This window comes from Okibacterium sp. AC114 (assembly GCF_979253355.1).
Genome location: NZ_CEEDBR010000001.1, coordinates 2,868,578 through 2,887,719, shown reverse-complemented (window position 1 = coordinate 2,887,719; position 19,142 = coordinate 2,868,578). Strand labels below are relative to the sequence as shown.

Sequence of the window (19,142 nt, the reverse complement as noted above, 5' to 3'; positions counted from 1 at the left end):
CCCATATCTGAGAGGGGGCGCCGTGGCCGACAGTTCTCGTCCGATCGGTGATCGACCCTCCCGTCCGCCCACTTTGTCCGATGTGGCGCAGGCAGCCGGGGTGTCGCTCATCACGGCATCGCGCATTCTCAATCCCGGTGTGCGTGGCGCCAGCAGCGGCTCAGAGGAACGTCGTCGCAAGGTTCATGAAGCCGCAACTGCACTGGGCTACGCCGTCAATCCGGCGGCCCAAGCGATCGCCGTGGGCGCGGCCCGCACCGTCGCGTTGATCGTCAGTGACATCCGAGACTTCGGATCGGCGACGATCATGGCCGGTGTGATGGCTGCAGCAGAGAGCCATGGTATGTCGGTTGCCGTGCGCACCACCCATGACGATCCGGCCCGCGAGCTGGAGATCGTGCGGACCCTGCGGGGGGAACGCCACCGCGGCGTCATCGTCGCGACGAGCCGCACGACCGATGAACCCCGTGAGGCGAGACTGAGCCGGGAATTGAGACGTCTCGAAGCCAGCGGTGCACGAGTTGTCATCATCGGAGACAGCCAACTGCCGTTCGCGCAAGTGACCGTCGACACCGTGTCGGCCGCTGCGGAGTTCGCCAACCGGCTCGCCGTTACTCATCGACGAATTGCTATCCTGGCCGGCCCGGAGGGAGAAGTGACGTCGATGGAGCGGGTCGCAGGCTTCGAAGCCGGACTCGAAACGGCCGGCGTCACGCCTGTGGCGGTCCTGCATCAGGAGTTCTCGCGCGATGGCGGCTACTCTGCCGTGCACGAGCTGTCGTCCCGACTGGGCGAGGTCGACCTCATCGCAGCAATGAGCGATGCCATGGCGGTCGGAGCGATCGCCGCGCTGAACGAGCATGGCTTTCGAGTCCCCGACGATATGACGGTATCCGGTTTTGACAACGTCCCCCTGCTGGCCGACCTCGTCCCAGGTTTCAGCACCGTTGCCATGCCGCTCGAGAAGTTCGGGGAAGCCTGCTTGCAGCTTGTTCTCGAGCAGGGCTCGGATGGCGGGGCCACGAAAACGGTGAGGCTTCCGGCCGAAGTTATCGTGCGCCCGAAGCCTCACCGCTCCCGTTAGCCTGAGGGACTAATCGGCCGTTCCGAAGAGGCGCAGCTCGGCGATATTGATCCAGTCGGTGCTGCTGACACGCAGATACCGGAACCCGGTGCTCGGGGTGGCGGAAGTGAGGCGTTGCCACGCCAACGTCCCGGTCGCATTCGGTGTGATCCGCGTCCACGTGTTCAGGTCATTCGATCCTTGGAGGTATGTGCTTCCAGCGCGACTGATGCCGTTGCCGTCCTGACGGACAAGGAGCTCCGCACGGTTCACCGTTGCTGTCTTGCCGGCGCCCAGATCGAGGATCAGGTAGAACTGACCGCCAACCGGGCCCACATCCGTGAACGTGCCGACCGAGCGGTCGAACAGCTTGGCAATGTGACTGTCCTTCGTCGGTTCCCGTGAGTTCGTGGGTGAAATGGCGACCGCCTGAGAAGCGAGACCGGTGATCAGGCCCTCATCGCGCGTCAGGTAGACGCTCGACGCATCCGTTGTGCGATTCGTTCCGGGGCCGGCTGCACCGGCCGCGTCGACGTAGCCGATCCGGAAATCGACCTTCTTGTTCGCCGCCCACGCTTCGTCGACGACCGTGGAAGCCGTCCAGGTGAGACCGTCGTTGCTGGCACCCGCGACCACGGAGCCCTCGATCGTCACCGACGTCGCTCTGACCGAGGTCGCGGTACTGAATGACACGGTAACTGTGTCACCGGGCACCGCGAGGTTCTGCAGTGCGTTCGAACTCGCCATGCTCACGCCTCTGATGGCGGTTGCCGGCGGTGGGGTGTGCTCACCGTAGAGGCGGAGTTCAGCGATATTGATCCAGTTGTTGTTGGAGATGCGTACATACCGGAACGGAGCGCTCGGGGTGACCGTGAGGTTCTGCCAGCCCATGGTCGCGGCAGCCGACGGGGTGATCTTGGACCACGTCTTGAGATCGTTCGATCCCTGAAGAGAGAGACCCGATGCTCGCCCAGGGCCGAATGCGTCCTGGCGGACCAGGATCTCGGCCCGGGTGAGGGCGAAAGACGCCTGCTCGCCGGTGTCGAGGGTGATGGCGTACTGGCCGTTCACCGGACCCACATCGCTGAACGTGCTCGGATTGCTGTCGAACATTTTCGCGACGTGCGGTGTGGTCGAGGGAGACGGTTCTCCGTCGAGGGTGACGGCGGTCACCTTCGAGGCGGCGTCAGGAATGAACCCCGTCTCGTCGGCGAGATACAGCGAGGTGCCGTCAGTGGTGACCACCAGTGCATCCGCCCTCACTCCCGCAGAGGTCGCGTAGTCCACTGTGAAAGCGACCTGACGGCCGAATTCACCGGTCTGGGGCAACACCCGGCTTGCCGTCCAGTCCCGAGGGCCGCCCGTCACCTGCGCGGGCCCGCCTTCGATCGACACCTGGACATCGGTGATGTCATCGGTGCTGGTGAATGCCACGGTCACGGTGTCGCCGTTCGCCGCTCGACCCGGCAGCGGATGAGATGAAGTGATGGTTGCGGTGGAGATTGCGTTCACGACTTCGGAGCGAACACCATCGATGTGCAGCTCGGAGAGGCTGAAGATTCCCGGGTAGTTCGGGTCGGTCGGAACTCCGGGGTCGTCGACCTGCACTTTGAAGAACCGGTACGGGGTCGACACTTCCGCATCGATCACGGCCAGTCGTTCCAGAGCGTCCGTATTCGTGGTGGGAGTGTCCGTCAGTCGTGCCCACACGACGTTGTCGTTGGAGCCGTAGACGTTCGCTCCCTGCGAGCGGTTACCGAACCCGATCCGCGCCTGCAGCTCGAATGCGGAAGCGATCACGCGGTAGCCCGCACCGAAATCGATCGTGACCGACGGGGTGAAGAGGTCGCCGGAGAAGGTGGCGTTGTCGTCGTCGGAGAGGTTCCCGATCACGTCTCCTCCGAGCGATGACGTGGAGATCTTCGCGTAATCGAGAGTCCCATCGGCTCGCACCGGGTTCAACAGGGCTAGCTGTTCTACCCGTTCCTGCACAACAGTGAGGGCCCGTTCGAACTCGTCAGCGCTGGCACCGGGGATCAACGCTTCGGCGGCGGTGACCGCGGAATCGCAGGAAGCCAGAGTGTCGCTCGTGTACTCAGCGTCGGCATCGAATCCGTCCTGAGCCAGCGTGATCGCGTCGGCCCGGTTCGCCGCGACGCGAAGACTCACCGCCAGGGCTGTGTCGGTCGTTCCGTCGCTGGTTTGCGCGACGAAGGCGCGGTCACCGACCTCGCTGGGCCGGGGTGTCCATGAGAACGCGCCGGTCCGCTTGTCCAGCGTCGACCGCTTCGGGGCGCCGACTGCCGTGTACGAGAGAGCATCGCCGCCGGCGTCGATCGCCGCCAGGTCGGCAGTGATCGCGCTGCCGACGACGCCGATGATCGTCGTCGCCGCTCCCTGCGTGAACCGCGGCGGGGTCAGTTGCGCGGGGGCGAGAAGGTTGACGAAATCGAAGTCGAGCTTCTTGCCTTTTCCGACAACGGTGTAGAACGCGATGTTGTTGTCGCCCATAGCTGACAACGGCACCACGTGAGTGTCCATGTCGTAGGTGATGTATCGCCACTGCCCGTCCGTGTTCGGGATGGTCAGGACCTGATAGGGGTTTCCGTCGAGCTTGCTGCGAATCTCGAGGGTTGCGGTGTCAGTCGTGCGCACCATGACTCCGACGGGGGAGTAGGAGCTTCGGGGCCCGTACGACATCGACCGCATTGAGATCGTGGTCCCATCGCGTGACGGATTTACGCGAAGGAAGGTGCGGTCACCTTCGGTCACGATCTTGGAGCGTTTGTCGATGGCTGCACCTTTGGTTTCGAACTGCAGGTTCGAGTCCGCCGGGGCCGGGGGAGTAGCGCCTGCGATGTCGGTCGGGAGGGAAAGCCAGTACTCGGCTCCAGGGTCGGTGCCACCCCAGAAGCTCCGAAGCCCATTGTCGCCGACCCCCGTGCCGATTTCGGCGCTGTTGCCGTTGTAGAACAAAGCGCCGTCAGCTTGCCGGTGTTGCTCGGCAATATAGGGAGCGACCTTCTCGACGTTCACACCGCGGTCCGTGTAAATCGTGTAGAGCTCGTTCAACGAGTTCGACCAGCGGCCGCGATACCACTGGGACAGTTTCGTCTCTCCACCCGATGTGTCCACCCACGGCACGTCGTGGCCCATCATGAAACCCGTGAAGACGTCGGCGCCCTTGAGGAGCCGGTTGTCGAGGAACCGGTAAGGGTCGACAGCCTTCTTTCCCGTGGAAGGTGCACCTGTGGTCGGATCGAGTTTGGTTCCTTGTGCGTCCACGAGTCGGGCCAGCGTGGTGAGGACGTTGACGTCGCCGCCAGAGTGAGCCTGGTCCCGCCCCATCTCTGTGTGCTGCACGAAGCTGTACCCGTACGAGTTGAGGGGGTCGGCTTTCTTGATCAACCGGAACATGGAGGCGAGGGCGCCGTTGGTGCTCTGGTCGGGGGCGCTGGCGTTGACAGTGAACCATTCGACTGCTTCGTCGTAGCGCGCGCGGTTGTCGGTGAAGATGTATCCGGCCATGGCGCCGGTTATCGGAAACGTGTGTTGGTTGAAGTAGTGGGTGTTGTCGTGCAGGAACGTCTCCGTCGCCGGCACGATCAAGTTCGTGGTCAAGGCATCCGTGTCGGCTTGCGACCACTCGAGTGGGTAGGCGCCCGTGCTGGGCACGACGCTCGTCGATCGCAGCAGTTCGGCGGCCGCTGTCATGCGGTAGAGGGGTACGCCTGTGTGAATGTGCGAGTCGGGGAACTTCGCGAAAGCACTCGGATCGAGGTGGCTCCAGACGCGAACGATCTTGAGCGCATTTTCTCGGTAGACGGGGTCGCCCGTGAACAGGTACATCAGTGACTGCGTGTAGGCCCCAAGTGAGTCGGGGACGAACTTGCTGTTTACCGTTTGGCTGTCGAATGCGGTCGAGGCCGGCACCCCGTCGCCCGTTCCCTGGTTCGCCGGGGTGAGCGTGCGAGAGGCATAACTCGTCATCGCCATGGCGTCGAAGTAACTGGCCCACGGCTCAGTGCGCTGCTGCACTGCGGTCTGCGCCGTGAGCAGGGATTCAGCGGTTACGCCGATACCCGGATGATGCATCCCCTCCGGACCCGTCGAAGTGAGGATCTCGACCAGCGGTGGGGTCGCCGCGGCGTGCGCCGACGGCGCGTCGCTTGTCGTCACAATCCCCGCCGACAGGATGCCTGCCGCCGCCGTGACTGCGACCCATCGTCGTAGTGAAAACCGTCGTCGTTGCACTCTCATCGTTTCTCCTTCATCGCAGAACCGCCCTGGACAGCGCTATCCGAAATGGAGTCTTCCACGGGATCGCAGCAAATGCAATCACTGTGCGCAGTGCCAGCCGAAAGACGCGCCCTGGTCGGTCTTGCTACTGTGAGGTGACCTGGTGTTGGTGAGTTCAGTGACTTCGACGACCGATTCGGAAAGGCTCTGGCAATGCGCAACACGGCACGGGGGGCCTCCCACCTCGACCCACGACCTGTCACGCTCTCCGACGTGGCTGCGCACGCCGGGGTGTCACTCGCCACGGCGTCGCGAGTGATCAACGGAAGCACGCGCACCGTCCGCCCCGAGCTCGAGGCCCGGGTGAAAGAGGCGGCCGAACATCTCGGCTATGTCGTCGACGCGCGTGCTCAGGCGATGGCTCTCGGCTCCGCTCAGACAGTGGCGCTGATCGTCGGCGATATCTCGGATCCCTATTTCGCCGGCATCGCGGCCGGGTTGACCGCGGCCGCCGAGGGGCTCGGCATCATGGTCACTCTCATCGCCACGGGCATGGATCCCGATGCAGAAATTCGCGCTGTCACTGCCCTTCGGTCGCAGCGGCCCCGCGCGATCGTGCTCGCGGGCAGTAGGCGCGATGACCCTCAGCGGGGCAGGCACCTCGTCCGTGAACTGACCGCCTATGCCGGGCGCGGAGGCCGGGTGGCGTTCGTCGGGTCGCGCCCGGTCGACGCTCCGTCTGATGGCGACGGCTCCTGGGGTGTCGTCGAGGTTGAGAACCGGAAGGGCGCGCGAGATCTGGCCAGCGCCTTGGTCGGCAGGGGGTACAGGCAGTTCGTCGTCCTGACTGGGCCCGTCGACTTGGCCACTCCCGGCGAGCGGGTGAAGGGCTTCGTCGAGGGGCTCGGAGCCGACGTGGCGATGGCTGTGGAACCGACCCTGATCGCAAGCGATCTCACTCGGGATGGCGCCTACGGCGCCATGCAACTGCTTCTCGCCGACCGCATCGAGCCGGAGACCTGCGTATTCGCCGTAACCGACGCCATGGCACTTGGCGCCCTGACGGCCATCCGGGATCATGGCCTCGTGCCGGGGCAGGACGTCGCGGTCGCTGGGTTCGACGACATTGCGCTGTTGCGAGACGTCGTCCCCAGCCTGACGACTGTCGGCATCTCCCTGCGCGAGATCGGAGCGCGAGCCCTGGCCGCCGCATTGGGTGCAACTGACGACGTCGGTGCAATCGATGAGCAGGTGCTCGCGGGCGCCGTGGCTGCGAACGTGCACGTTCGGGACAGTACGCCCGCCATCTGAATCGAGCTGAAGAACCCGCCCCCGAATAGCGCACGACCGCGCACGGCCGGATAAGTCGAGCTGACCCTCGGCTCGGTCGGCTCGGAGCCGGCTCTTGTGTCGCAGTATGCCGTCCGTTACTGTCATGGAAAGCGCTTTCCAACGGAGGGCCCCGACGATTGGACCCCGATGTCATCGCAGACTCTTCGCATCATCATGAATGGCGTGACTGGCCGAATGGGGTACCGCCAACATCTCGTGAGGTCGATCCTCGCGATCCGAGACGACGGTGGCATCCTGCTGGCGAACGGCGACCGCATCCACGTCGAGCCCATCCTGGTCGGGCGCAACGCGGACAAGCTGGCCGAGCTTGCTGCCCTGCACGGAATCGCCGAATACACCACAGACCTCGACGCTGCCCTGGCCGACGAGACGGCGACGATCTACTTCGACGCCCAGGTCACCAGCGCCCGCAAAGATGCCATTCTTCGCGCGATCGCCGCCGGTAAACACATCTACACCGAAAAGCCGATCGCAAACTCGGTCGCCGACGGGCTCGAGCTCGTCGCGGCAGCCGACGAAGCAGGCGTGATCAACGGCGTTGTGCACGACAAGCTGTATCTTCCGGGGCTCCTCAAGCTCAAGCGTCTGATCGACTCCGGGTTCTTCGGACGCATTCTCAGTGTGCGCGGTGAGTTCGGCTACTGGGTGTTCGAAGGCGATTTTCTTCCGGCGCAGCGACCGAGCTGGAACTACCGCGCCGAAGACGGGGGCGGCATGACACTCGACATGTACTGCCATTGGAACTACGTGCTCGAGAACCTGTTCGGCAGGGTCGAGGCCGTGAGCAGCAAGGCGGTCACACACATCCACGAGCGGTGGGACGAGCAGGGCCAGAGCTACACGGCAACGGCGGATGACGCCGCATACGGCATCTTCGAGCTCGAGGGCGACATCATCGCGCAGATCAACTCGAGCTGGGCCGTTCGGGTCGATCGCGGCGAGCTCGTCGAGTTCCAAGTCGACGGCACGCTCGGCTCTGCCGTCGCAGGTCTCTTCGGCTGCAAAGTGCAGCCGCGAGTGAACACCCCGAAACCCGTTTGGAATCCCGACCTCCCTACCGACCAGGACTTCACGACCCAGTGGAGTCAGATTCCCGACAATCAGGCGTTCACGAACGGTTTCCGGGCGCAGTGGGAGCAGTACCTGCAGGATGTCGTGGTCGGCCGGCCGCATCCGTATGACCTGGCAGCAGGTGTACGCGGTCTGCAGCTGGTGGATGCCGGCTTGCTCTCGTCGGCCGAGGGGCGACGCATCGAGATCGAGCAGGTCGCGCAGTGAGTCCCGCTACCGATCGCGCGCGCATTTCCCTCCCGACCACCGACGGGTGGCGCGAGGTCGAATTGAACACGCCGAGGGACTGGGTGGCACATCCTGAACCTTTCTCTTCGCGGGTTGCCTTCGCGGCGGCTCATGTCGTCGCCGACCCGCGCGGGAACAACGTGCCGGGGGCTCGAGCGGCCATTGACTGGGATGCGACTCTCGCCATACGTCGGGGCCTGTTCGAATATGGTTTCGGCGTGGCAGAGGCCATGGACACGGCGCAGCGCAACATGGGTCTCGACTGGTCGGCTGTGAAGGAACTCGTGTCGCGTAGCGCCGTCCAGGCCGCTGACTTCGGTGCCCGCATCGCATCGGGGGTCGGCACGGATCAATTGCCGGATGCCGCCTCTGCAACGACTTCCGTGACGCTCGAGCAGGTGCGGAACGCCTACCTGGAACAGCTCGAGTTCGTCGAGGGAACCGGCTCGCAGGCCATCGTGATGGCCTCTCGCCATCTCGCCCGAGCGGCGGGATCGGCGGAAGATTACCTCGAGGTCTATGACTACGTCCTCGGCCAGGCATCCCGCCCGGTCGTGGTGCACTGGCTCGGCGAGGCGTTCGACCCACAATTAGCGGGCTACTGGGGATCAAGCGATATCCCTGTTGCGACCTCCACCTTCCTGGAACTCGTGACTGCGCACGCCGCGAAGATCGACGGAGTGAAGGTGTCGTTGCTGTCGGCCGAGCATGAGATCGGGCTTCGTCGTGCGCTCCCGGAAGGAGTCCGCATGTACACGGGCGACGATTTCAACTACCCCCAGCTGATCCGCGGCGACGATCACGGGCACTCGGACGCACTACTCGGGGCATTCGCCGCGATCGCTCCCGCAGCATCCGCCGCCCTCACCGCACTCGACGAGGGCGACGTCCTCGGGTACGACACGGAGATGGCGCCGACGCTCGAGCTCTCGCGCCACCTCTTCGAGACGCCGACCTTTCACTACAAGGTGGGAATCTCGTTCATGGGATGGCTTACCGGCGCACAGAAGGGGTTCCAGATGGTCGGCGGCTTACAGTCGGCACGGAGCCTTCCGCATCTCGCACGAATCTTCGAGCTCGCCAACGACGCGCGCCTGTTGCCCGATCCGCACCTGGCCGCGCACCGTCTCGGACTCGTCACCGAAACGCTGGGTGCCAGCCGATGATCGAGGTCGACGTTCCGAGTGGACGAGCGGCCGCGGTAGCTACACCGCAACCGGGTGACCCTCGTCTCGCGCGACTCTCGTTGAATCAGCGCACCACCGCGAACTGGAGCCTGCGTCAGGCCATCGATGGCAGCGTCGCCGCCGGACTCGGCGCTATCGGCGTGTGGCGCGAGCCGCTCGCCGAGGTCGGACTCGCAACCGCTGCGCGATGGATCGCCGACTCGGGTCTGCGCGTGTCCTCCGTCTGTCGTGGTGGTTTCTTCACGGTGATCGACCCGGCCGCCCGTCGCGCGGCACACGACGAGAACCTGCGCGCCCTGGATGAAGCGGCCGCTCTCGGCGCATCTACACTCGTGCTCGTGCCGGGCGGGCTCCCGGATGCTTCGAGAGATCTCATCGGGGCCAGAAGCCGAGTGGCCGAGGCGATCGCCGAGCTCACACCTGCGGCGAAGCAGCGTGGTGTCGTACTGGGCATCGAGCCCATGAACCCGATCTTCGCCGCCGATCGCGGGGTCGTCTCGACCCTCGGCCAGGCTCTCGATATCGCCGAGCAGTTCGCCAGCGACGAAGTCGGAGTCATTGTCGACACGTTCCACCTCTGGTGGGAGCCCGGGGTGGAGACGCAGATCGCACGAGCGGGCGCGGGGAATCGAATCGTCAGCTATCAGGTGTGCGATTGGATCACGCCGCTTCCGGCAGACACGCTTCTTTCCCGGGGCATGATGGGCGACGGGCACATCGATTTCCCCCATTTCACACGCACCGTTGCCGCCGCGGGGTATGCCGGCGATGTGGAGGTCGAGATTTTCAACGCGGATGTCTGGGCTGCTTCAGGTGCCGACACCGTGGCCACAATGGCTCGCCGGTATGTCGAGCTCGTGCAGCCATGGCTCGAGGGAAAGCGTGGATAGTGCTCGGCCGAGAGTAGGAGTCAGGCGAGGGTCCGTGGACCTGGCGCGAGAGTAAGGTTGCGGGGTGCAACAGCAACTGAGCGGGATTCGGATGTCGGATGGCACCGTCATCTCGTACACCGTCTTCGACGGCGCCGGCCCAGCTGTCGTGATCCTGCATGGCCTCGCCGGAAGCAGCCGGGAGTTCGCCCCCACAGCCGAAGCGTTGCCGGGCCGCAAGGTGATCCTCATCGACCAGCGCGGTCACGGTCGCAGCACGCGGGTGCCGGCGGACGCATCCCGGGCGGCCTTCGTTGCCGACGTCGCGCGAGTCATCGAGGCCGAATCATCCGAGCCGGTCGATCTCGTCGGCCAGTCGATGGGCGCCCACACGGCCATGCTCGTCGCGGCCGCGCACCCGCACCTCATCCGCAAACTGGTGCTTTTCGAGGGCAACGAGGGCGGCGGTTCACCGGACGAGCACGCGGCCCTCGCACAGTTCTTCCACTCGTGGCAGGTCCCCTTCGCCACCCGCGAGCAGGCCCAGCAGTCTCTCGGCGGCGGCCCCCTCGCCCAGGCCTGGGCCGCAGACCTCGAAGCCCGCCCCGACGGCCTCCACCCCCGCTTCGACCCGGATGTCATGGCCCAAACAATCCGCCACCTGGCAACTCCCCGCTGGGAAGAGTGGACGCGCGTCCTCGCCCCCACCCTCGTCATCTACGCCGACGGCGGCATGTTCACGGAAGAACAAGAAGCTCGCTTCGTTGCCGGCCGAGCGGACGTCCAGCGGGTCGACCTCGTCGGAGCGTCCCACGACGCGCACCTCGACGCCTTCGACCAATGGATAGACGCGCTCGCCACTTTCATCTTCGAACGGTAGGTGTTCGACTCGTGCTCTCCACCGAGGCGTAGCGTCAGAAACAGTAGAGGGCGCGGGGCAGCTCGTGAACCCCTCCTTGACCCTTTATTCAGCTCCCCACTTCAGCTTCCTGTACTGCTTCGATAGCTTGCTGGCGCTGATACCGGCGTAGATAGCGGCAGGCACGCAGAACGCAAGAACTGCCCCCCAAACAATCCACGCCGTTGCTGATGCATCGCTCCTCAACGCTGACGCCAAGAAAGCTCCTTGAAGGAAGAAGCAGGCGACCATCACGAATATGTATACCCGGATGCGACTCGTCAAACGCTCGGTGCTGGCCATAGTTACTAGGGTGCAGCAAAGCGACCGGGTTCGCCATGACGAGCCCCAACTGGGGCTTCGGTCTGCACGCGGATAGGGCCCGAACCCTTCAGTGCGGCTGTGGGCAAGAGGTACGCGGGTCGCGCCACAGCGTCAGCAAGGGGAGGCGCTATCGAACAGGTCAGGCGTGAAAACGGCGCAGCGGTGACGCTGGTTTCACGAACCGCTCGCGCCGTGCTGTCACGTCTCGAGTAGGTTTGTGAGTCGCTGACCCCAGGATGGGTATTTCGCCGGCGCTGTCCGTCGAAAAGCGTCTGCGGTTTCAAGCAGCTTCAGCGTCATGAGCGCATGAAGTTCTGGGTCGTCGGGGTTGAGACGGCGGCCTTGGCCTTCTTGAAAAGCTGGCCATCCTGTTTCAAACGCGTTCGGGGTATGCGTGCGCACGAGCCAGATCCACCAGGCGGTGTCGAGTAGGGGGTGAGCGCGCCGAGCGTCTTCGAAATCTAGAAGGCCCGTTACGCGGCTGCCCTGAACCATTACGTTCTGTGGGCCGAAATCCCCGTGCGCGAAGATCAGCTCCGACGTCGGCACGTGCGGCGCATCGCGTATGACCGCACGGGCCGAAGAGAAGACCGACTCTGAAACGTGCGGCCGCAGGTGGGCGAGCCACGGTTCGGCGTGATCTCTCAGTGCATCGGTCGAGTCCCACGGACTAGCAGGAAGCGCGGAGTGAGGAACTGTCCGGAATTCGGCTGCTAGGCGGCCCATGTCGAGAGCGATATCAAGCCATGCCGCACCGGCGAGGTCTGGTCCAGCTGCGACATATGCGTTCTCTCCTTCGAGAAAATTGAATGCTGCCCAATCGTCGCCGCGAGCGATTAGCCTCGGCACGCTCAGCGCGGCGCCGAGTTGAGGCGTTTCTGCAACCAGGCGAGCGGCTAGGAGTCGAAGGTCAGCGGGACCGCGTTCGGGATAGTGCTGGATCACAACCCGACGTCCGTCGGTGAGCTCGGCGATGACGGTGTGGTTCTTGTTTCCCCACGGCGCCGCGCGTTCGCTCGTAATGGGCGAACCAAGCGCGATCCCGATATCCGCTGACATGAAGCCATTCAAACCGATCGCCGCCTTCGCTGCGCATTGTCCGATAGGGGATCCTTCACCGGACACGCTTCTCACCGAGTGGGATCCGCCTTCTGGCGTGTCCGTATACCCCGTCCGATATTATGTGTTGGATGGGTACCTCAACCGGAACAACTTAGGAGGCCGCGGTGCTGATCGGTTATGCGCGCGTATCGACGGATGAACAGGACACCACGGCGCAGACGAACGCGCTGCGCGCCCTTGGCGTCGACGCTGACAGGATCTACGTCGACCAGGGCCTCACCGGGCGTAATCGGAACCGGCCGGCCCTGACCGCTGCACTGTCGGCCTGTCGGCAAGGTGACACGTTCATCGTGACGAAGCTTGACCGGCTTGCTCGGTCGATGCCGGATGCTCGAGATATCGCCGATGAGCTGGCACGCGGGGGAGTACGCCTCAGTATCGGAGGCGAGAGCTACGACCCAACATCCCCTACGGGGCGGTTGTTCTTCAATGTGTTGGCGATGATGGCTGAGTTTGAATCGGACCTCATTCGTGCGCGAACTAGGGAAGGCATGGCAGTAGCTAAAGCTAAGGGACGACTCAAAGGCCGTGCGCCAAAATTGACGGCTCGTCAAGAAGCACATGCTCTCGCGCTGATTGATAGCGGCGACCACACCATGGGGGAGGTGGCTTCGCTGTTTGGTGTTTCTCGCGGAACGCTGTATCGAGCGCGTGATCGCCGGGTTGCCCGCGGAGATCGAACGGCAATCGTCGCTCTTCCACGCGTCGAGGGGGAGTGAGCTGTGGTGAGTCGACGGACATCGCCGGCTGATATTCGATCGCTGGCACCGGGGGAGGTGTTTGTGTTCGGTTCGAATGCCGAAGGGTTACACGGCGGCGACGCTGCACGGTTCGCCTATGAGAACTTCGGTGCGATCTGGGGCCAGGGCACAGGCCCTCAAGGTGACTCTTTCGGAATCAACACGATGTCGGGCATGAACCACATGATGGCCAGTATCGCGTCCTTCCTTGCTTACGCCCGAGCGCACCGGGACCAGACGTTCCTCGTCACCGAGATCGGATGCGGGATCGCCGGGTACACGCCCGATCAAGTCGCGCCGCTCTTCGCGCACGCGGGACCGAACGTGGCCCTGCCGCAACGCTTCATCGATGTGTTGTGACTCCGTTCAGTAGTTCGGCCGAATCCAATCGGTGATCGGCTTGAACGTGAAGGATTCCGGTCTGATGAGCGGGACGTTGACACGAACATTGGTGAGGATCGTGATCTCGCCCAGGTTCACCATTCGACTCGCGATGCCGGTTCGCTTGTCGATGGCCAGCGTGGGCCGAGTGGCCGGGTCGTCGGTGTGCTCGAAAGTGATCACCGAAGAGTGCTGTCCGATGTCCTGCGCCAGGATTGGGTAGAAGCTCGAATGGCCGCCCCACATGTGCAGGTGCCGCGGATCGAGCATCTGCATCTCGGATGGCATTCCGCGAGGGTAGTCGACCTCGATATCCGGGTCAGATGACCGGAAAACCCCGTCGGAGTAGCTGCGAGCCTGACCGCCGGCGACGTCACGGAAGTAGTACCAGCTCTCGTTCACCCGATCGAGTTCCGCATAGAACTGATAATGAACCGAGGGGCTTTCCTGCCTAACACCTCGAACCCGCACTGTTCGATAAGTCGGCAACGCGGCTACCTCCCGCAGGACGTCGTCAGTGTCAGTGCGGTCGAGAATCGTGTTCAGTTTCATGACTCCACTCTGCCTCACGGTGGGCGAACACACGATGGGCGAGGTAGCAGACATCTTCTGGGTGTCGCAAGGCACCCTGTATCGCGCCCGCGATCGTCGATCAGCTCGCGGTGACACGACAGCTGTTGGTTTACTCGGATGCCAGTGACTGGGTTGTGGGGTGCGGCCCGGGCGGGTCTGCGTGTTAGTGCGAGTTCGCAGCGTGCGTATGCAGTGCTGACGGATGGGGCCGAAAGCGACGGTCTCCAGGCCGTCAGTAAGAACGTGTACGTCCTTCAACGGTGACCTGTGGGGAGCGACCGGCATTGAGTGTTCAAGCTGAAGCCGACTTGGAAGATTCAGGGTCATAACTGCTGAGTCACGATTCCTCGCGGAGCAACTGCTTCCAGCAAAGTTCACGTCGGCGCGGCTGGGCACGAGACGGCGCGGTCCTAGGCGCCTATGAGGGGAGAGCGGAGCTGTTTCTTGCAAACCACCCGAATAGTTATCCCCGCCGCTAGAAGCGCTGTACCGAGTGGTAGCGCCGCCTCCCGCACAATGCGTAGCGCTAGATCGACGAGAACGCGGATTGTTTGTCCCTGACTCGTTGCTCCCGTATTCATCAGATCGAGGACTGCGGGCAGCGAAACTATGACAAGTACACCGACAGCTATCACGGCAATGCCGCTACCAATTAGCTTGTTGGCGGATGCGTTTTGTTCATGGTTCATGCGCTCATATTCGCAGGTACCAAGTACGAAGTGGCGACGATCCACGAATCAGGGAAGGGCGTCACAGCGCTTGGTGAAAGGCGAATGACGTTCACTTCGCTGTCTCGCAACACACTTCGCATATACCGATTCCGTCAGACACTTGCGAGACATAGCGATAGGAATTGTGTGGGGCGGATGTCCGCGGCGCGAGATTCGGGTGCGGGGGAGTGGTGAGACGTCTCGTAAGCCTAGCTTTGTGAGACGACAGGGCACCGAGCTTCAAGCAGGGCAATTACGGTTGCCGCTGCGGCGCTTATCATGGCGGTGACCTAAACACCATGCCTGACAGGCTGATGACCGACAGGGATCACGGTTGCGGGATGAGGAATGCCGCTACTGCGACGACGGCCGCGATCAGTACGGCGAGTGCTGTGATGAGTATCGCCCTGCGTTGGTCTTTGCGACGGTACTCGGCTTCGTGCACGGTCTCCTGCGTGCCGATATCGCCGAAGTTGAACAGCCCCTTGGTTCCGAAGTAGACGCAGAAGTGAAACGCCGCCTGAAGGAATCCGTTCGCGGTGAGCATGACAGGAATGGCGACCGGCAGGCGCACCCACGCGGGCCATTCGAGGGCGAAGACCACGATGAGAAACACCACGGACACCGCAAGTCCGATGTAGCCGGATGTGCGTCGTTGTCGGATTTCTGCGGGACCGATGTTGCACACACCGGGCTTGTAGACGTTGGCGGAACTCATGACCCCAGTCTCGACGGTATCGCTACGGTGCGCATCGGCGGCAGGTAGGGGCAGTTGCTCATTCGGCTCTTCCAGCGGAAGGCGTTGAGTCGATCTGGTCGAGTTCAGGGCGTGTCGAGGTGGCAGATTCAGACGGCGTGGACAAGATATCCAGCGTGTCGTCCGTGGGGGTGTCGAGGGTTGCCCGGAGGGGTGTTTCCTTGATGAAGATCACCAGGATGAGGCCGGCGATGAGCATAGGGATCAGCATCGCGAAGACGGGGGTGAGGGCGTCGTTGTAGGCGCCGACGATGACGTCGCGGATCTGGTCGGGCAGCGCGTTGACGGCAGCAGGGGTGAAGGAGTTCGTGTCCCCGCCCGTGCCGGCTGGAAGCCTGTCGGCGAGCAGGCTGGTCAGGCGTGAGGTGAACAGTGCGCCGACGATGGCTCCGCCGAGGGATGCGCCGATCTCGCGGAAGAAGTTGTTGGCGGCGGTGGCGGTGCCGACCTGGGAGTCGGGGAAGGAGTTCTGCACGATCAGCACGAAGATCTGCATACCGAGGCCGATGCCTGCGCCCATGATGAACAGGTAGCTCAGCAGCAGCCACAAGGGAGTTTCGAGGGTGAGGGTCGACAGCAGCAGCAGTCCGATCGCGATGACGATCATGCTCGCGATCGGCATCCACTTATAGCGGCCCGTCTTGGACGCGATCACTCCCGTGCTGATGATGGTGATCATCAGCCCCGCGATCATCGAGAGCAGCAAGAGGCCGGAGGTCGTGGCGTCCACGCCGGCGGCCATCTGCAGGTAAGTGGGCATGTACGCCAGGGCACCGAACATGGCGACGCCGATGAACAGTCCGGCTGCGGTGGCGAGCACGAAGTTGCGGCTCTTAAACAGGGGGAGCGGGATGATCGGGTCACTCGCGCGGTATTCCGCGGACACGAACAGCCCGGTGAAGAGTACGGCCGTCACGATGAGGGTGATGATTGTCGGGGAGACCCACTCGTGCTCGGTCCCGCCCCAGGAAGCGACGAGGATGATCGCGGTGACGGCGATCGCCAGGGTCAGAGTTCCCCACACGTCGAACGTGAATTTTGTCTTGTGCTTGGGGATCTTCAGGAAGATGACGGCGAGGATGATCGCGGCCACACCGAGGGGGATGTTGATCCAGAATGCCCACCGCCAACCGATGCCCCCAGTGAACCAGCCTCCGAGCAGGGGTCCAACGATCGCGGAAATGCCGAACACGGATCCCAGGACGCCCATGTACTTCGAGCGCTCACGGACCGGGACGACGTCGGCGATGATCGCCTGGGAGAGGAGCATGAGGCCTCCCCCGCCGATGCCTTGCACCGCTCGACCGATGATCAGCCAGGTCATGTCCTGTGCCAGGCCGCCGACGACTGAACCGATGAGGAAGATACCCAGCCCAGCGATGAACAGGCCCTTGCGACCGATCAGGTCGCCGAGTTTGCCGTAGACGGGCATCATGATCGTCGCCGCAAGCAGATACGCGGTCGTCACCCAGAGCATGTGGTCCACACCGTGCAACTCGCCGACGATCGTGGGCAGCGCGGTGGAGAAGATCGTCTGCTCCAGCGACGCCAGCAGCATCGCGACGAGGAGCCCGGCGAAGACAAGCAGGATGCGGCGCTTGTCCGTCGGCGGCTGGGCTGAGTGGAGTTCCGGGGTGGCGGCGGCAGTCGATTGAGTCACCATTCCATACTCACCGGGGGAGTTCGGGAGCGCGTCCCACGGATGCGGCATCTTCACGTACTGCGAACGCAGTACGTCCGCGTCAGCTGTGGGTGGTGAGGAGTCCGGATTCGTAGGCCAGGATCACAAGCTGGGCGCGGTCGTGGGCGTGCACTTTCGTCATGATCCGGTTCACATGGGTTTTCGCCGTGTGCGGAGAGATGACGAGTTCGTCAGCGATGTCTTGGTTGGATCGGCCCTGGGCGACCATCAGGAGTACTTCCTGCTCACGCTCTGTCAAAGCGGCCAAGACCGGTGAAACTTGTGCCGGTTCCGGTGGTGTTGCGGGGGCGGTGATGAAGCGGTCGATGAGGGCACGGGTAGCCAGCGGCGAAAGGAGAGCGTCGCCGGCGTGAACGGAACGGACTGCACGAACGATCTCGTCGGGTTCTGCTCCCTTGCCGATGAACCCGCTCGCACCGGCACGCAAAGCGGCGATCAGGTATTCGTCTTCTTCGAAGGTGGTCAGGATCAGTATCCGCGTGTCTACCAGCTCGGGTGAGGCGCAGATCTGTGCGGTGGCGGCGATCCCGTCGAGTTCCGGCATCCGGATGTCCATCACGATCACATCAGGTCTCAGCGTTTCTGCGAGGGCAACCGCTTCCCGTCCGTCGACAGCTTGTCCAAGCACGTCGATGTCATCCTGGGCCGTGAGAATGTCGATCACCGCCTGACGAATCATTGGCTGATCGTCCACAACGAGCACGGTCGTCATCGCGTTCCTTCCCGCACTAGTGGCAGTCGAGCTTCCACTTTCCAGCCAGCCGTTGCCGGTCCCGCGCTGACGGTCCCTCGAACGGACGCCACCCGCTCACGCAGTCCGACCAGGCCCAGGCCGGAGCTCGCCAACGGTTGACTGGGGTCGACGCCGTCATGCATGGGGTTCGTGACCGTGACGGTGACCTCGTCCGCGTTGACGTGAACGAGGACGTGGGCGCGGCCCTCGGCACCGTGCTTGTGGGCATTGGTGAGCGCTTCTTGCGCGACACGATAGGCGACCAGCGAGACCGCGCCCGTGACCTGATCCAGATCGCCTTCGATACGTGTGTGCACGTCCAATCCGGACGCGGCGAACTGCCCCACCAGCTCATCAAGGCGGTCGAGTCCTGCTTGCGGAGTTGGGCCCCCGTCACCGTTGCCGTCGGCGCGCAGCATAGCCATGAGGTCTCCGATCTCACCGAGCACCGTGCGGGCAGCCGCCCGAATCGTGGCCAGTGATTCTTTCGCTTTCTCCGGGCGCGCATCCACGGACGAGGTCGCGACGCCGGCATTCAAGCTGATGACGGCGATCTGGTGGGCGACCGCGTCGTGTAGATCGCGGGCGATGCGCAGTCGTTCTTCGCTGACCTGTCGGCGGGCCTCAGCATCCCGCGTCTGCACGGCACGCTCAGCACGTTCGTTGAGCGCTGCAATGTAGGCCCGCTGGGAGCGGGCGGCGTCACCGGCAGCACCGGCGAAGGCGACGATCAACCCGAACTGGAAGGCGCGCGGATCGAACTCAGTCGTGAGCGAATGCAGCTGGGCCAGCAGGACAATGGCGAGAATCGCACATCCGGCGATGATCACCGCCCGCCGGCGTGGCCCCAGAGAAGACACCTGGAACATTGCCAGGCCGACGGCGATCGCCAGCCCAGGCGAGAGGGTGCCAAGTGCAGCCGCCGCACCGAACACGGCCAGCAACACGGACAACACCAAGCGCGGCCACCGCCGTCGCCACGGCAGAATCGCGATCGGCAGCAGAACCAGGGCGGTCGCGACGGGCCCCTCCGGCTGAAGGTCGGGGAACGGGGTCGGCATGAACGCGGAGACCACCAGGATCGCACTCACGATCACATCAGGCACCCACCCCGGAGCCCGCGGACGCGGGTCCGCGGGGATCGCAGGTAGATCAATGGATCGTGTGGGCACCCCTCCAGTGTGCCCGCTGA

The 19,142-nt window shown here is 63.7% G+C and carries 15 protein-coding genes; 8 read left to right on the top strand and 7 right to left on the bottom strand.

Annotated elements, in window-relative coordinates:
• Positions 1-22: 22 nt before the first annotated feature.
• Positions 23-1,084, top strand: a complete 1,062-nt coding sequence (locus ACZ6IE_RS13380; protein WP_464608361.1) for a LacI family DNA-binding transcriptional regulator — start codon at positions 23-25, stop codon at positions 1,082-1,084.
• Positions 1,085-1,093: 9 nt separating this feature from the next.
• Here the strand turns inward: ACZ6IE_RS13380 and ACZ6IE_RS13375 are convergent, their stop codons facing one another.
• A complete protein-coding gene (locus ACZ6IE_RS13375) occupies positions 1,094-4,099 on the bottom strand; it encodes a discoidin domain-containing protein (protein WP_464608360.1) in 3,006 nt (1,001 codons plus the stop codon).
• Positions 4,100-5,515: 1,416 nt separating this feature from the next.
• On the opposite strand from ACZ6IE_RS13375, the gene ACZ6IE_RS13370 reads away from it, so the two are divergent.
• From ACZ6IE_RS13370 to ACZ6IE_RS13350, 5 genes are all read left to right on the top strand, one after another.
• Entirely contained in the window at positions 5,516-6,613 is a 1,098-nt protein-coding gene (locus ACZ6IE_RS13370; protein WP_464608359.1) for a LacI family DNA-binding transcriptional regulator, read from the top strand.
• A gap of 168 nt (positions 6,614-6,781) precedes the next feature.
• Positions 6,782-7,933: a Gfo/Idh/MocA family protein gene (locus tag ACZ6IE_RS13365; RefSeq protein WP_464608358.1), complete on the top strand. Its 1,152-nt coding sequence runs from the start codon at positions 6,782-6,784 to the stop codon at positions 7,931-7,933.
• 23 nt (positions 7,934-7,956) lie between these two features.
• Positions 7,957-9,120, top strand: a complete 1,164-nt coding sequence (locus ACZ6IE_RS13360; protein ID WP_464608639.1) for a dihydrodipicolinate synthase family protein — start codon at positions 7,957-7,959, stop codon at positions 9,118-9,120.
• Between the two features lie 80 nt (positions 9,121-9,200).
• Positions 9,201-10,031 carry a sugar phosphate isomerase/epimerase family protein gene (locus tag ACZ6IE_RS13355; RefSeq protein WP_464608357.1) on the top strand — a complete coding sequence of 277 codons (831 nt, stop codon included), beginning with the start codon at positions 9,201-9,203 and terminating at the stop codon, positions 10,029-10,031.
• A gap of 64 nt (positions 10,032-10,095) precedes the next feature.
• A complete protein-coding gene (locus ACZ6IE_RS13350) occupies positions 10,096-10,890 on the top strand; it encodes an alpha/beta fold hydrolase (RefSeq protein WP_464608356.1) in 795 nt (264 codons plus the stop codon).
• A 540-nt stretch (positions 10,891-11,430) separates the two neighbouring features.
• On the opposite strand, the gene ACZ6IE_RS13345 is transcribed toward ACZ6IE_RS13350, so the two are convergent.
• Entirely contained in the window at positions 11,431-12,291 is an 861-nt protein-coding gene (locus ACZ6IE_RS13345; protein WP_464608355.1) for a phosphotransferase family protein, read from the bottom strand.
• Between the two features lie 167 nt (positions 12,292-12,458).
• On the opposite strand from ACZ6IE_RS13345, the gene ACZ6IE_RS13340 reads away from it, so the two are divergent.
• Both ACZ6IE_RS13340 and ACZ6IE_RS13335 read left to right on the top strand, forming a co-directional pair.
• Complete coding sequence (locus ACZ6IE_RS13340) at positions 12,459-13,073, top strand: recombinase family protein (protein WP_464608354.1); 615 nt, start codon at positions 12,459-12,461, stop codon at positions 13,071-13,073.
• Between the two features lie 3 nt (positions 13,074-13,076).
• Positions 13,077-13,454, top strand: coding sequence for an A1S_2505 family phage non-structural protein (locus ACZ6IE_RS13335; protein WP_464608353.1), 378 nt, complete (start codon positions 13,077-13,079; stop codon positions 13,452-13,454).
• Positions 13,455-13,460: 6 nt separating this feature from the next.
• On the opposite strand, the gene ACZ6IE_RS13330 is transcribed toward ACZ6IE_RS13335, so the two are convergent.
• From ACZ6IE_RS13330 to ACZ6IE_RS13310, 5 genes are all read right to left on the bottom strand, one after another.
• Positions 13,461-14,027 carry a hypothetical protein gene (locus ACZ6IE_RS13330; protein ID WP_464608352.1) on the bottom strand — a complete coding sequence of 189 codons (567 nt, stop codon included), beginning with the start codon at positions 14,025-14,027 and terminating at the stop codon, positions 13,461-13,463.
• Positions 14,028-15,086: 1,059 nt separating this feature from the next.
• A complete protein-coding gene (locus ACZ6IE_RS13325) occupies positions 15,087-15,476 on the bottom strand; it encodes a hypothetical protein (protein WP_464608351.1) in 390 nt (129 codons plus the stop codon).
• Positions 15,477-15,534: 58 nt separating this feature from the next.
• The gene (locus ACZ6IE_RS13320; RefSeq protein ID WP_464608350.1) at positions 15,535-17,175 is read right to left on the bottom strand and encodes an MDR family MFS transporter; all 1,641 of its coding nucleotides are present in this window, start codon (positions 17,173-17,175) and stop codon (positions 15,535-15,537) included.
• Positions 17,176-17,257: 82 nt separating this feature from the next.
• Positions 17,258-17,929: a response regulator transcription factor gene (locus ACZ6IE_RS13315; RefSeq protein ID WP_464608349.1), complete on the bottom strand. Its 672-nt coding sequence runs from the start codon at positions 17,927-17,929 to the stop codon at positions 17,258-17,260.
• Entirely contained in the window at positions 17,926-19,041 is a 1,116-nt protein-coding gene (locus tag ACZ6IE_RS13310; RefSeq protein ID WP_464608348.1) for a sensor histidine kinase, read from the bottom strand. The genes ACZ6IE_RS13315 and ACZ6IE_RS13310 overlap by 4 nt, the downstream gene beginning before the upstream one ends.
• Positions 19,042-19,142 lie beyond the last annotated feature (101 nt).

Coding starts and splice junctions, on each gene's coding strand:
- ACZ6IE_RS13345 (WP_464608355.1), bottom strand. CDS start 12,291: ATGTCAGCGGATATCGGGATCGCGCTTGGTTCGCCCATTACGAGCGAA.
- ACZ6IE_RS13315 (WP_464608349.1), bottom strand. CDS start 17,929: ATGACGACCGTGCTCGTTGTGGACGATCAGCCAATGATTCGTCAGGCG.
- ACZ6IE_RS13330 (WP_464608352.1), bottom strand. CDS start 14,027: ATGAAACTGAACACGATTCTCGACCGCACTGACACTGACGACGTCCTG.
- ACZ6IE_RS13370 (WP_464608359.1), top strand. CDS start 5,516: ATGCGCAACACGGCACGGGGGGCCTCCCACCTCGACCCACGACCTGTC.
- ACZ6IE_RS13365 (WP_464608358.1), top strand. CDS start 6,782: ATGTCATCGCAGACTCTTCGCATCATCATGAATGGCGTGACTGGCCGA.
- ACZ6IE_RS13325 (WP_464608351.1), bottom strand. CDS start 15,476: ATGAGTTCCGCCAACGTCTACAAGCCCGGTGTGTGCAACATCGGTCCC.